Below are 13,629 nucleotides of genomic sequence, written 5' to 3'. Positions count from 1 at the left end.
TCATGGCCGCCCCGCATGTCCCCCCAGCTTCCGACCGCCGCTCCCTGGGCCGCAATTTCCTGGCCCTGGCCGTGTCCCGGGGGCTTCAGGCCCTAAGCGGCTTTTTCGTGCTGCTGGCGGCGGCGCGGCTTTTGCCCGTGGACGATTTCGGCCGGCTGGGCGCGGTCAGCGCCCTGGCCGGCGCGGCGGCGGCCCTGACCTATTTCGGCGTGCAGCAGGTGATGATCCGGGAGATGGCCTGCTTCCCGGCCACCTCGGGCGCGGTGGTCGGCCGGGCCATCCTGCTGCGGGCCGCCTTGGCCGTAGCCGCCGGCCTGGGGCTGGCCCTGGCCGGGGTCTGGTCCGGCTACGACGGGCCGCTTTTCGGCCTGCTGGCCCTGGCCTACGCCCTGGAACTGTGCCGGTCCTTCGGGATGCTCGGCTGCGCCGTGTTCCAGGCCCACGAGCGCATGGGCTTCGAAACGCCCCTGGCCGCCCTGTCGGGGCTGGTCTCCATCATCGCCGTGGGACTGGCCCTGTTTTTGGGCTACGGCGTCCCCGGCGTGCTGGCCGGCCTGCTCGCCGCCGCCGCCCTCCATGCCGCCCTGGCCTGGCGGGTGGCCGCGCGGCTCACCACCCCGTCCTTCGCCCCGGACTTCCCGGCCCTTCGGGCCATGTTCCTGGCCTCGTCGGTGGTGGGGCTGGGGGTGTTTTTCCAGCAAAATCTCTTCCGGGCCGGTACGCTGTCCCTGTCGTGGTGGGCCGATCTCCCGGCCGTGGCCGATTTCCAGGCTCCCCACGAGTTTCTCCTCAAGCTCGAAATCGTGCCCCAGGCGCTGATGCTGGCCGTGTTTCCGGCCCTGGCCCGGCTGGCCCCCACGGATTTCGACACGGCCCGCCGGCTGTTCCGGCTGGTCTTCCGCCACACCTTGCAGGGCATGGCCCTGCCGGCCTGCCTGCTGGCCGTCTACGCCGAACCGGCCTGCCAGCTCCTGTTTGGCGGCAAATACGCCGGGGCCGCGCCGGTCATGCGCCTGCTCGCCCTGGCCCTGCCGCTGCTGGCCCTGGACATGCTCGTCAACAACCTGCTTGTGGCCATCGGCCGCCAGCGCTATGCCCTGTATTACGCCGGGGCTGCCCTTGTGCTGGCCTTTGCCGCCAACGCCTTCCTGGTCCCGCGCTACGGGACCATGGGCGCGGCCGGCGCGGCCCTGGGCTCCTACGCCTGGCTGCTGGTCTTTTCGTTGCGCTTCGCCGCCCGCCACGGCTACACGCCCCTGGCCCTGGGGCCGGCCTTGCGCACGGCCTGCGCCGTGGCCGCCTGTCTGGGCGCTGCGTCTTTGCTGCGCGGTTCGCCCGTGCTTGGCGCGGCGGCCGCGACCCTCGCCTACGGCGCGGTGATTCTGGGGCTTAAGGGCGCAACCCGGCGCGACCTCGCCGAACTGCGCCAGATCCGGCAGGCCGGCCGCGACGCCGCCCGTGCCAAGGAGTCGCCATGTCCCTGACGGCAAAACGCGTGGTGGTCATCGGCTGGGACGGAGCCACCTTCGATGTGGCCAAGCCGCTCATGGCCCAGGGCCGCATGCCCCATCTGGCCGCCCTGCTGGCCCGGGGCGTCCATGCCCCGCTGTGTTCCACCGTGCCGCCGGTGACGCCCGTGGCCTGGACAAGCTTCGCCACCGGGGCCAGCCCCGGCCGCCACGGCGTCTGCGATGCCCTGACCCTGGACCCCAGGACCCACGAGGTCCGGTTCGTGTCCGCGGCCCAGCGCCGCCTGCCGCCTATCTGGCGCATCCTGTCCGACCGGGGACGGCCGGCCGGCGCGGCCAACGTGCCCGTGACCTGGCCGCCCGATCCCGTGGACGGCTTCGTCATTCCGGGCATGTTCACCCCCAGCCACGTCGAGGACTTCACGTATCCCCCGGAAATCCGCCGCGAGGTCGAAGCGAAATTCGGGACCTGCCGCGAATCGCCCATGCTGGACCCCGATCCGGCCAAGTACCTGGCCAACCTGCTGGCCGGGGTGGACGCCCGTTGCGAGCTGACCTTGTGGCTCATGGCCCGTAGGCAACTCGACTATTTCTGCTCGGTCTTCATGGAATCCGACCGGGTGCAGCATTTCTTCTGGGGCTACCGCGACCCGGCCCATCCCCGCCACGCCGAGCTGGGGCAGGCCATCGAGCAGGTCTACGAGCGCCTGGACCTCGCCCTTGGCCGCATCGTGGCCGCCGCCGGCCCGGACGCCGCCGTGGCCATCGTCTCGGACCACGGGGCCGGGCCGCTTAAGCGCGCCATTTTCCTCAACCGCTGGCTCATGGACCAGGGCCTGCTCGTCCTGTCCGGCGACCTGGCCCGGACCCTGGCCGGCCGGCGGCCGCCCTCGGGACTGCGGCGGCTGGTGGCGGCGGCGGCCAAGGCCGTGCTGCCGGCCTCGGTGGTGGAGGCCCGGCGCAAGGCCCGTTCGGCCGAACACGCCCGCATCAACAACCTCTTTTCCTCCATCGTGGATTGGGAGCGCTCGGCCTGCGTCTCCGAAGGCATCGCCGGCGGCATCTTTTTCAACGAGGCTGTGGTCTCCCCGGCCGACCGGCCGGCCCTGGTCGCCCGCCTCAAGGAAGGCCTGGCCGCCATCGTCGATCCCGAAACCGGAGCGTACCCCTTCTCCGCCGTCTACGCCCGGGAGGAACTCTACCAGGGCGAGGGGACGCCAAACGCCCCGGATGTGGTGACGCTGTGCGGCCCGGGCTATCAGGTGTTGGTGCCCCACGAGATCGCGCTTTACGCCCAGGACGCGCCCACCGGCCTTTTCGCCGGCCACAAATGGAGCGGCCGCCACGAGCAGTACGGCGTCTTCGCCCTGGCCGGGCCGGGCATCGCCGCCGGGGTGGAGCTGGCCGACGCGGCCATGCCCGACGTGACCCCGACCCTGCTCCATGCCCTGGGCGAAGCGCCCACCGAATCCATGGACGGCCGGGTACTGGCCGGGGCCTTTACGGCCGAAACCCTGGCCGCCCGGCCCGTGGCCGGAGCCGTGGCCGGGGCGGCGGCCACGGCTCCGGCCGCTCCCGACGACGCGGCCGCTGCGGCCGCCCTGGCCGAGGAACTCTCCGATCTCGGCTACATGTAGCAGGCGCGACCAACCGCCCTCCCGGCCTGTCGCCTTGCGTCCCGGGCGACGGCGTCGTATGGCTACACCATAAGGAACCACCCTTCCCCATGGCCGACGACGACACCCTCTACGAACTTTTTGCCGAAAGCTGCCTGGAGCAGCTGCGCGGCATCGAAACGGCCATCCTCGACCTGGAGTCCGCTCCGGCCGGCGAATTGGCCGGCCGGGTGGACGCCATCTTCCGGGCCGCCCACACCATAAAGGGCGACGCCGGAGCCATCGGCGCGGCCAATCTCGCCGCCCTGGCCCATGGGGCCGAATCCGTGCTGGAACTCATGCGCCGGGACGGACGGCCGGCCGACCGCCAGTTCGTGGGTGAACTGCTCGGGGCCTTCGACGACATGCGGGCCATGGCCGAAAACGCCCGAAACGACGCCTCCCGTGACATTGCCGAGCGTCTGGCCCGGCTGGCCGCCCTGGTCCAAAACACGCCGTCCGCCGCCGAACAGCCTGCCGAGTCAGGTGCCGAACCCGAGGCCGAGCCGGAAGCCGAGGTCGACACCGACAAAGCTCCGGGGCCGGCCTGGGCCGATGAACGCATCCGCAAGCTGGCCATTCCGGCCCTGGAACTCGACGTGCTGGTGGATCGCGTAGGCGAACTCGGCATCGCCCAGGCCCGGCTCTCCGGCCTGGCCCTGCGCCGGGCCGACCTGGAACTTCGGGGCGTGGCCGAGGAGGTCGAACGGCTCTCGGCCCTGCTGCGCGACCAGGTGCTGGGGCTGCGACTGCTGCCCATCAAGGTGAGCTTTCCCAAGTACCGCCGGCTGGTGCGCGACGCCTGCGCCAGCCTGGGCAAGGACGCCGCCCTGGTCATGGAAGGCGAGAACACCAAACTCGACAAGGCCGTCATCGAACAGTTAAACGCCCCCTGCATCCACCTGCTGCGAAACGCCGTGGACCACGGCGTCGAACCGGCCGAGGTGCGCGCGGCCCTGGGCAAGCCGCGCCAGGGGACCGTCACCCTGTCGGCCCGCCAGGAAGGCTCCGATGTGGTCATCGCCGTGCGCGACGACGGCGGCGGCATCGACGGCCGCAAGCTCTGGGCCAAGGCCGTGGCCGCCGGCCGCATCGACGCCGGCCGCCCCTTTGACCCGGCCGCCGCCCTGGAACTTATTTTCCTGCCCGGCCTGTCCACGGCCGAGGCCGTAAGCGACGTCTCGGGCCGGGGCGTGGGCATGGACGCCGTGCGCGAGGCCATCGCCGCCCTGCGCGGCCGCCTGGACGTCCAAAGCGCTCCGGGCGCGGGCAGCACCTTCACCATCCGCCTGCCCGTGTCCCTGGCCATCATCGACTGCCTGGAAGTCCGCTGCGCCGGCGAGGCCTACTACCTCCACCTGGACTACGTGGAGGAATGCCTGGAGCTGCCGGCGACGGCCGCCCTGGCCGGAACCACGGGTATCATGGAACTGCGCGGCCTCCCCATGCCGCTGTTGTCCCTGCGCCGCTTTTTCGACCTCGACCGGGTCGAGGCCCACACGCCCCACGTGGTCACCGTGCGCCGCGACGGCGGCCGGGCCGGTCTGGTGGTGGACGCCGTCATCGGCCGCAAACAGGCCGTGCTCAAGCACCTTGGCCGAGCCCTGGGCCGGGTCGAGGGCGTCCTTGGCGGCACCGTCACCGAGGCCGGCGACATGGCCCTGGTCCTGGACGTGCCGGGACTGCTGGCCGCCGCCAAGCGGCAACACGACGCCGACAACCATTAACCCTGACGGAGACCGGACCATGCCCCGCGCCCTTATCGTCGACGACAGCCGGTACCAGCGCCATCTCATCATCCAGGCCCTGGGCAGCCTTTTCACCGCCGAGGAAGCCGCCAACGGCAAGGAAGCCATCGCCCGCTTCGCCGCCGCCCAGGCCGCCGGCACGCCCTTTGATCTGGTGGTCATGGACATCCTCATGCCGGTTTTAAGCGGCCACGAAGGGCTGGCCGGCATCCGCCGCCTGGAAGAGTCCGCCGGCATTCCCGAAGAACAGCGCGTGCCCGCCGTCATGCTCTCCAGCCTCGACGATCCGGCCAACATGCTGCGCGCCCAGTTCGAATCCGGGGCCCAGGCCTACGTCACCAAGCCCTTCGAGCCGGCCACCCTGCTGGAAACCCTGGCCAGCCTCGGCCTCGTCGACAATCCCCTGGGCGACCTCGACGAAGCCGGCCCGGAAGGACCCTCCCCATGCAAGGCCTTCTAGAGCGTTTCCCGGACCACCAGACGGCTTTTTTAAATGTCGCCCAGGGCATCCTGGTCAACAAGCCCACCCTGGCCCACACCGTGCTTGGCTCCTGCGTCTCGGTCACCTTTTTCGCCCCGCGCCAAGGCCTTTCCGCCATCTTCCACGCCCTGCTGCCCCGAGCCGCCGACTACCGCCTGCACAGCCCGGGCGACACGCCCTACAAGTTCGTGGACATGGCCATAAGGACCCTGGTCGCCCGAATGGCCCGGCGCGGGGTGGCCTGCTCCGAGATCGAATGCAAGGTCTTCGGCGGGGCCAGCGCGCTTTTTGCCGAGGAAATCTCGGTTGGCCGCAAAAACGTGGAAACGGCTTTCGCCACCCTGTCCGACCTGGGCCTGCGCGTGGCCGCTTCCAACGTCGGCGGCATGGCCGGGCGCAAAATCGTCTTTTCGACGTCCACGGGGGAAATTTTCGTCCGTATGCTCAATAACGGGGCCGCCAAATGAGCCGCCATAGTCCGACCGCCATCTGGCGCGAAATTTGCCTGGACTCTGCTTCGACGTCGAAGCCCCACCACGACGCCAAGGAGCATCCCATGTACGACAACGCTTCCCCAAGCCCCCGACGCCGCGTGGCCTCCATCGCCGTGGCCGCCCTTGTCTGCCTCAACCTGGCCGCCCTGGCCGCCCTGGGGCTGGCCGTGGAACGCGGCCGGGCCGAGCTGGCCGCCGTGTCCGACCGGCTGGCCGCCCTGGCTCTGGCCGACGAAACCGCGACCCGGGACGAGCCGGCCGCCCTGGCCGAAGCCCTGGCCGCTTTGGACCGCAAGATCGACGCCCTGGCTGCGGCCTCCGGCCATGACGCCAAAACCGCCGCCGCCCTGGCCGCCGACGTCAAGACCCTTTCCGGCCGCGTCGAGGCCCTGGCCGCCAAGGCCCAGGCCTCTCGGGAAACCGCCGCCGCCGCCAAGGCCTCCCCGTCCAAACCCCAGGCCCAGGCCGCCAAGCCCGCCGCGCCCAAGGCCGGCCCCAAACCCAACTACGCCCCCATGCCGGCCTACGGCTCTGGCTACGCCGCCTGGCCCGTCTACTGACGTCCGCCGCCGGCCCGGCGGCAAAGGTCCACCCTATGCAACGTCACGCCCAGAATCTGCTGGTCCACCACCGCCGGGCCGGGGAACTCCGCCAGGAATCCGCCGGCTTCCCCTCCCATGCCCTGCGCCAGGACCAGCTTCTTGGCCTCGAATTGCTCCTGACCGGGGCGCTCTATCCTCTGACCGGCTACCTGAGCCGCGAGGCCGTCCAGAGTATCCTGGAAACCCTGCGCCTACCCACCGGCGAACTTGTCCCCATGCCGGCCAGCCTCGACATCCCGGCTGAACTCGGACGCGGGCTGTCCCCCGGCGACAAGCTCGCCCTGCGCGATCCCGAAGGCTTCATGCTGGCCGTGCTCACCGTGGCCGACGCCTGGCCCGACGATCCGGCCCGCCACGCCCTGGCCCTTTTTGGCGCGCGCACCCTGGCCGAACACCCGGCCGCAGCCGAATACGCCGCAACCCTCCATCCCTGGCGCGTGGCCGGCGAGGTGGAAGGCGTGGCTCTGCCCCAACACCCGGACTTCACCGATCTGCGCCTGTCCCCGGCCGCGCTGCTCGAAGGCTTTGCCCGGCGCGGCTGGCGAGCGGTCCTGGCCTGCCAGTTCGCCGGTATACTGACCGAACCAGACCGGGCCGCCTTCGAAGCCGCTGCCGCCGCCGCTGGCGCGCGCCTGCTGTTGTTGCACACCGTGGGCGACGCCATGACCGGTGGTCCTGGCCACTTTGCCGCCGTGCGCTGCGCCCGCCTGACCGCCGCAGCGCTGCCCAAAAACGCCGCCCAGCTGGCGCTTTTGCCCATGCCCAGCCTGGCCGCCGGCCCGCGTCAGGCCCTGTTCGAAGCCCTGGTCCAGGTCAACCTCGGGGCCAGCCACGTCCTGGCCCGCCCCGGCTATGCCGACCCGTTCCCTGGAAACGGCTCCCGGTATTATCCCGAGCAGGCCGCGCCTGAACTCCTGCGCGCCCACGCCGCCGAGGCCGGCTACACCGTGGTCGAGGCTCCGGCCATGGCCTATGCCCCAAGCCAGGGCCGCTTCCTGCCCGCCGCCTCCCTGGCCCCGGGCGAGGCCGCCCCGACCCTGGACCAGGAAAATATCCGCCGCCGTCTGGCCTTTGACCAGGATATCCCGGCCAGTACGCTGCTCCCGGACGTTGCCGCCGAACTGCGGCGGGCCTTTCCGCCCCGCTCCCGCCAAGGGCTGGCGCTTTTTATGACCGGCCTGTCCGGAGCCGGCAAATCCACCCTGGCCAAACTGCTCTATGTCGCCCTCATGGAACTGGCCAGCCGCCCGGTCTCGCTCCTGGACGGCGACATCGTGCGCCGTCATCTGTCAAGCGAGCTCACCTTTTCCAAGCAGCACCGGAACTTGAACATCGCCCGCATCGGGTTTGTGGCCAGCGAGATCGCCAAAAACGGCGGCATCGCCATCTGCGCCCCCATCGCGCCCTACGCCGCCGGACGTCAGGCCGCCCGCGACCTCGTCGCCCCCCACGGCGGCTTCATCGAGATCCACGTGGCCACGCCCCTGGCCGTGTGCGAGCAGCGCGACCGTAAAGGACTCTACGCCAAGGCCCGGGCCGGCCTCGTCACCGGCGTCACCGGCCTCGACGATCCCTACGAGGTTCCGGAAAATCCCGAAATCCGCCTCGACACCACCGACATCGATCCCTCCGAGGCCGCCCAGGAAGTGCTCCTCTACCTTGAACGCGAAGGCTATCTGGGCTAACCCCAGGCAGCCGCCACAGCCGCATAGGAGGCCCGCCATGCCCGAACGCTCCAGCACCATGCTCGACACCGCCGCCTACGTCGAAGCCCTGGATTTCGCCCGCAGCCTGCGCGCCCCGGGCAAACCTCTGGAATTTCCCGATTACGCCGAATATGTGCGACTGGTTGCCGAGCGCGCCGCCCTGGACCTCGACGTCTACGAAGGCGACCGCCACGACTTCGAGGAGCTGCCCGAACCCTACGAACTGGCCTACCTCACCGCCCGCCTCGAACGCCTGCGCGACCGGATCAAGGCGGAGAAAGATATCAATGTTGGTGAGTTGTAGGGGTATAGGAAAATAAAGAGGCCTCCGGCGGCCGGGGGGCTAAGCCCCCCGGACCCCCTGAATGGGGTGGGCGGAGCGAGTAGCGGCAGCCGTTCGTCGCCGCTGGGGTGGGCGGAGCGAGTAGCGGCAGCCGTTCGTCGCCGCTGTGGATGTGTTTACCGGACGGCGTCCGAGAGGATTTTCATGCTAGCTGCCACTGATTCGTTGCCTTACGGCGTCGCGCCGCGCCAGGCCCAGGTCCTGGCCGGCCTGGACTCCCTGGCCCGGGCCATGCCCCAGGCGCTCATCCTCGAAGGCGGCACGGCCGACGAACGCGCGGCCATGGCCATGTGGCTGGCGGCGCGTCTCAACTGCGGCGCGCACCAGCCGCCCTGCGGCGTCTGCCCCGTCTGCATCCAGATCCGCGACTTCGTGTTCAAGGATTTGCTCTATTTCGACGGCGGCCTGGAAACCATCAAGGTGGCCGACATGCGCGAGGTGCGCGCGCTTGTCGGCGAACCGCCGCGCGGAGCCGGCTGGCGGGTGGTCATCCTGGCCCAGGCCCAGGCCCTCACCGACGAGGCCGCCAACGCGCTGTTAAAGGCCATGGAGGAACCCAGGCCCGGCAACGCCTTCGTGCTGCTGACTCCCCAGCGCGAGCGGCTTTTTCCCACCCTGGTGTCGCGCTCCTTCGTCCTGACCCTGGCCTGGCCCGACGCTTCCCGGCCGCTGCCGGCCGGCGGCGAGGACGATCCCTGGCCCATCATCGACGCCCTCTACGCCTTCTGGCGCTCGGGACGGGGCTGGTTCACCGGCGTCAAGGGCCGGCCGTCGCGGCTGATCGCCGAACGGGTCCTGACCGAACTGGCCCGGGAGCTGGCCGCCTGCCTGGCCGGCCGGACCGACACGCCCCTGGCCGGCCGGCTTGCCGCCTGCGGCGAACCCGACGTGCCCCGCCGCCTCGATCTGCTCTTGGCCGAATGCCAGGAGGCGCTGGTTGCCCAGGTAAACCCGGCCGTGGTCCTGGATAGACTGGCCACCCGCGTTTATCTGTGGCTTCGCGGGTAGAGCGCCTGGGAAGGGTAGCCGACAATTTCAAAGCGCCGCCAGGGCGGGTCAGACGTCTCCCCGAAAACGCAGGCTTCGTTGTGCACGACCAGCCGCAGATACAGCCGGGCGCACGGCGCTTGGCGCAGATCGATTTCCGAAAGCCGTCCGTTTTCAAAGCCGGCAGCCCCATCTCCGGCGGAGTCCGAGACGAACTGCAGTTGTTCGTAGCGCGTCCCATCCCGTGACCAGGACAGTTGCACAAAGCCGTTGACCGGCGGAAACACCCGCCGAAAAAGCGTGACCGAGACCATGTCCAGGGGCATGTCGGCGTCAATGCGCACGACGAGTTCCCCGGTGGGCTTAAAGCGCAAATCGGGCCGCAACCCGCTAATATGGTTGCCGCCTTCCATCGTGACGTCAAAAAAGGCAAGGTTGTCGCTGCGAACCGGAACCACGGTCATGGGTTCTTGCCGTTCGGCGGCGATGCCCTCGGGCGAAAACCGCAGGACGCGGACAATGGGGTCGGCATAGGCAAAAGCCGCTGCCGCCGGCTCGACCCGTTGCCGCCCGGCCGGGTCGAATCCCAGGGATTCAGCCAGGAGCTTGGCCATGACCGTATGCCCGTGGACGTTGGGGTGGTTGTTTTTGGGCGTGAGATAAAACAAGTCGGGATTGTCGCCGGACATGGACCGCAGGACCGTGGTCATGTCGAGGACGGGAATGCCGGCGGCCCGGCACGCTTCCACCAGGGCCGCCCCGGGGGCATTCTTGTTTTCCCGCATTTGGAGCACGTCCGGAGCCAGGACCAGCAGGAGCTGGGCTCCGTCGCCCCGGACCGCGTCGCGCAGCTCGAGCAACGCCTCGCGGTAGTTGTCCCAAAACCGCTCCATGGCCGGCAGACTGGCGGCATCGAGCAAAGCCGCCTTGTCATTCAGATGGCGCTTTTCCTCCGGCGTGGCCTGGAGGTGGTAGGCCTTGAAGGGACCGGAAGCGGCCGGAGAGGGGCCACCCGACGACGACCGGTTGCGCAACCCGTCCATAAGCCAGGACAAATGAGTCTCGAACCAGCTGATCAGGACGCGCTCGACCTTTTCGCGCCCAAGCCCCTGGTCAAAAGGATTGTACCGGCCACCCTGGCGCACCTTGAGGTCCTCCCGAAAAAAAGAACCGGCCATGGCTTCCAGGTCATTGGCGTAGAATTGGACAATCACCAGATCAGGGCGCAACAAGCGCCCTTTTTCACGGTAGTAGGAGAGTTCGTCAAAGATATCGTAGAAGGGAACTCCGGCGTTCACGACCGAGACCCCGCGCGCCGGAAAACGTTTTCGCAGATAGGTTTCGAGCAAGGCGGGATAGGCTTCGCGGTCGGCCACGCCGACACCGTAGGTGAAGGAATCGCCGAGGCACAGGATACGCAGGGGGGCCGGCGTCCGGGACGGCGGCCCGGTGCGCCGCCAGCCCTCGGCGTCGATGCCCACGGCATAGGGCAGGCCGGGGATCTCGCGGGCAACAACCGAGAGCCTGGGCTCAAGGTCGCCGAGCACATTGGCGTAAGCCCGTGGCTCCACGACATCGGGTGGCGTGGTGTCGGTCAGCGCCCAATAGCCGTGGATTCCCAGGTGCAGCAACAAAAAGAGGAGAAACACGGCGCACGACGCCCAGGCGATGGCGCGGCCGCACCAGTGGGCGGCAGGAATGTCCCGCATACGGCCTGATACGCGCCATGGGCGAAAACGGCAAGCGCCCGGCCGCCGTGCATACGGCAGCCGGGCGCTTGGATGAAGTGGTGACGGGAAATCGCTATTCGGCGGCTTCCTTTTTCTTTTTCTTGGGCACGCCCTGGTAGGCCATGGTCTGCTTTTCCGTGGCCACGGGGCGATGCTCCTTGGACATGGACAGGCAGCCGGTGGGGCAAACGTCCACGCACACGCCGCAGTATACGCAGCTCATGGCTTCGCAGGTCCAGGTGCCGGCCTTGTTGTCAACGGCGATGCACTGGGACGGGCATTTGATCATGCAGGTCCGGCAGAAGATGCACTCGTCGATGTTGATATTGAGCGTCCCCCGAAACCCCTCGAAATGGCCCCGCACGGCAAACGGATAGAGCCGCGTGGAGCTTTTGGAGAAGAGGTTCGCGACGACGTTCTTGGTCATGTTGAACATGGCAGCGCGCTCCTTGTTTACCGTTCGGTGCAGCTGATGCAGGGGTCGATGGAGAGCACGATGACCGGCACGTCGGCCAACTCGCAGCCCGGCAGCATGGCCAGAAGCGGCGGGATGTTGGCGAACGTCGGGGTGCGGATGCGCACCCGGTCCATGTGCTTGGAGCCGTCGGCCTTGAGGTAGTACAGGAGTTCGCCGCGCGGCTGCTCGACCCGGGTGACGGTCTCGCCCTGGGGCTTGCCCTTGACCTTGGCGGCGATTTCGCCTTCGGGCAGACGGGCGATGGCCAGGCGGACGAGGTCCAGGGACTGGAGCGTCTCGCGGAAGCGCACGGCCGAGCGGGCGTAGCAGTCGCCGTCGAATTCGACGATGGGCTCAAAACCCAGTTCGCCAAAGGCGGCGTAGCCGGTCTGGCGGGCGTCCTGGGCCCAGCCGGAACCGCGCAGCATGGGACCGACGGCGCCGAGCTGGTAGGCTTGGTCCTTGGAGAGTACGCCCTTGCCGCAGCAGCGCTTTTTCACGGTGTAGTCGTTAAGGATGGTGGAGGTGAGCTGGCGGATCTCCTTCTCGGCGATGGCGACCTGCTCTTCGATCCACTTGCACTGTTCCGGGGTCAGGTCACGGCGCACGCCGCCGATGACGTTGACGGAAACCACGACGCGGTTGCCGCAGGTGGCTTCCATGATGTCCATGATGCGCTCGCGAACGCGCCAGAACTGCATGAACAGGCTCTCGAAGCCGAAGGCGTCGGCGAAAAGCCCCAGCCACAACAGATGGGAGTGCACGCGGTGCAGCTCGCCCCAGATGGTGCGCAGGTACTTGGCGCGGCGCGGCACTTCCACGCCCATGATCTGCTCGACGCCTTCGCAGTAGCACAGGGCGTGCAGGCAGGAGCAGATGCCGCAGACGCGCTCGACGATCTGGATCATCTGGTTGAAGTCGCGGACTTCGCAGAGTTTTTCCAGACCGCGGTGGACATAGCCCAGGGTGGGCAGGGCCTCGACGACGATTTCGTCCTCGATGGTGAGCTTTAAGTGCAGCGGCTCCGGCAAGACCGGATGCTGCGGGCCGAACGGCAATATAGTACGGGCCATATGCTTCCCTCTTTAAGACTGTTTTTCGGCCACGCTGACCTTGCAGAACGGCATGGCGCGGACTTCAGCTTCAAGGTACAAGGCCCCGCCGAAATCGAGGACGATGTCGGAGAAGCAGATGCCGAATTGGTCGCGGATCTCGTTTTCGATGAGCAGCGCGCAGAAGTACACCGGCGAGATGCTCGGCACCACGGTCTCCTTGGGGATGGAGAGCCGGTAGTGCTTCATGACCAGATCTTTGTCGTAGTGATACAGGATTTCAAAGCCGGCCTCGCCGCAGTCCACGGCGGACATGGTCACCTGCCGCCAGCCGTCGTCAAAGCACTCCTTGGCCACGGCGGCGACTTGATCGAGGCTCAGAGGTATCGTTTCCAGCACGGTAATCTCCTGGAAATCGGGGAAAACCCCGGTTGCATCCGAGTTCTCGGCAACCCTTAGGCGGTCATGCCGAGCAGTTTCTTCACCTTTTCCAGGGCCGCCACCACGCCGTCGATGATGGCCTCGGGGCGGGCCGGGCAGCCGGGCACGTACACGTCCACGGGGATGACCTTGTCCACGCCGCCGACGACATTGTAGGCTTCGCGGAACACGCCGCCCGAGCAGCCGCAAGCGCCGATGGCGATGACGGCCTTGGGGGTGGGCATCTGGTCGTAGATGTTTTTGAGCACGTGCTTGTTGCGCTGGTTGACGGTGCCGGTCACGAGCAGCACGTCAGCGTGCTTGGGGTTGCCGATGTTTAAGATGCCGAAGCGTTCAATGTCGTAAAGGGGCGTGAGGCAGGCCAGCACCTCGATGTCGCAGCCGTTGCAGCTGCCGCAGTCGAAGTGGACCACCCACGGGGATTTGATGCGTCCCTGATTGATCAGATTGCCTAACATGGCGTG

The 13,629-nt window shown here is 68.3% G+C and carries 14 protein-coding genes; 9 read left to right on the top strand and 5 right to left on the bottom strand.

Features of this window, described 5'->3' with window-relative positions; all coding sequences use genetic code 11:
• The first annotated feature begins 2 nt into the window (after positions 1 to 2).
• From DMR_RS01245 to DMR_RS01205, 9 genes are all read left to right on the top strand, one after another.
• Positions 3 to 1,484, top strand: coding sequence for a polysaccharide biosynthesis C-terminal domain-containing protein (locus DMR_RS01245; protein WP_012749863.1), 1,482 nt, complete (start codon positions 3 to 5; stop codon positions 1,482 to 1,484).
• A complete protein-coding gene (locus DMR_RS01240; protein WP_012749862.1) occupies positions 1,475 to 3,106 on the top strand; it encodes an alkaline phosphatase family protein in 1,632 nt (543 codons plus the stop codon). Before DMR_RS01245 ends, DMR_RS01240 begins: the two co-directional genes overlap by 10 nt.
• An 89-nt stretch (positions 3,107 to 3,195) precedes the next feature.
• Positions 3,196 to 4,851, top strand: coding sequence for a chemotaxis protein CheA (locus DMR_RS01235; protein ID WP_012749861.1), 1,656 nt, complete (start codon positions 3,196 to 3,198; stop codon positions 4,849 to 4,851).
• A 19-nt stretch (positions 4,852 to 4,870) separates the two neighbouring features.
• Complete coding sequence (locus tag DMR_RS01230) at positions 4,871 to 5,332, top strand: response regulator (RefSeq protein ID WP_012749860.1); 462 nt, start codon at positions 4,871 to 4,873, stop codon at positions 5,330 to 5,332.
• Positions 5,317 to 5,820, top strand: coding sequence for a chemotaxis protein CheD (locus DMR_RS01225; RefSeq protein WP_012749859.1), 504 nt, complete (start codon positions 5,317 to 5,319; stop codon positions 5,818 to 5,820). Before DMR_RS01230 ends, DMR_RS01225 begins: the two co-directional genes overlap by 16 nt.
• Complete coding sequence (locus DMR_RS01220; RefSeq protein ID WP_012749858.1) at positions 5,817 to 6,407, top strand: hypothetical protein; 591 nt, start codon at positions 5,817 to 5,819, stop codon at positions 6,405 to 6,407. The genes DMR_RS01225 and DMR_RS01220 overlap by 4 nt, the downstream gene beginning before the upstream one ends.
• Positions 6,408 to 6,442: 35 nt before the next feature.
• Entirely contained in the window at positions 6,443 to 8,134 is a 1,692-nt protein-coding gene (gene cysC, locus DMR_RS01215) for an adenylyl-sulfate kinase (RefSeq protein WP_012749857.1), read from the top strand.
• Between the two features lie 37 nt (positions 8,135 to 8,171).
• Entirely contained in the window at positions 8,172 to 8,459 is a 288-nt protein-coding gene (locus tag DMR_RS01210) for a hypothetical protein (protein ID WP_006917733.1), read from the top strand.
• A 183-nt stretch (positions 8,460 to 8,642) separates the two neighbouring features.
• Positions 8,643 to 9,506, top strand: coding sequence for a DNA polymerase III subunit delta' (locus DMR_RS01205; protein ID WP_012749856.1), 864 nt, complete (start codon positions 8,643 to 8,645; stop codon positions 9,504 to 9,506).
• Here the strand turns inward: DMR_RS01205 and DMR_RS01200 are convergent.
• The 5 genes from DMR_RS01200 to DMR_RS01180 form a co-directional block, all read right to left on the bottom strand.
• Complete coding sequence (locus DMR_RS01200; protein ID WP_012749855.1) at positions 9,485 to 11,194, bottom strand: SGNH/GDSL hydrolase family protein; 1,710 nt, start codon at positions 11,192 to 11,194, stop codon at positions 9,485 to 9,487. The two genes, DMR_RS01205 and DMR_RS01200, sit on opposite strands and share 22 nt — an antisense overlap.
• A 94-nt stretch (positions 11,195 to 11,288) precedes the next feature.
• Positions 11,289 to 11,651, bottom strand: a complete 363-nt coding sequence (locus tag DMR_RS01195; protein WP_012749854.1) for a 4Fe-4S binding protein — start codon at positions 11,649 to 11,651, stop codon at positions 11,289 to 11,291.
• Between the two features lie 17 nt (positions 11,652 to 11,668).
• On the bottom strand, positions 11,669 to 12,745 hold the full coding sequence (locus DMR_RS01190) for a nickel-dependent hydrogenase large subunit (protein WP_012749853.1): 1,077 nt from the start codon (positions 12,743 to 12,745) through the stop codon (positions 11,669 to 11,671).
• Between the two features lie 12 nt (positions 12,746 to 12,757).
• Positions 12,758 to 13,123 carry an NADH-quinone oxidoreductase subunit C gene (locus DMR_RS01185; protein ID WP_006919066.1) on the bottom strand — a complete coding sequence of 122 codons (366 nt, stop codon included), beginning with the start codon at positions 13,121 to 13,123 and terminating at the stop codon, positions 12,758 to 12,760.
• A 56-nt stretch (positions 13,124 to 13,179) separates the two neighbouring features.
• Complete coding sequence (locus tag DMR_RS01180) at positions 13,180 to 13,623, bottom strand: NADH-quinone oxidoreductase subunit B family protein (protein ID WP_006919067.1); 444 nt, start codon at positions 13,621 to 13,623, stop codon at positions 13,180 to 13,182.
• Positions 13,624 to 13,629: the final 6 nt, after the last annotated feature.

It is taken from the genome of Solidesulfovibrio magneticus RS-1, from assembly GCF_000010665.1.
GTDB lineage: Bacteria > Desulfobacterota > Desulfovibrionia > Desulfovibrionales > Desulfovibrionaceae > Solidesulfovibrio > Solidesulfovibrio magneticus.
This window is presented reverse-complemented; position numbering and strand designations above follow the sequence as displayed.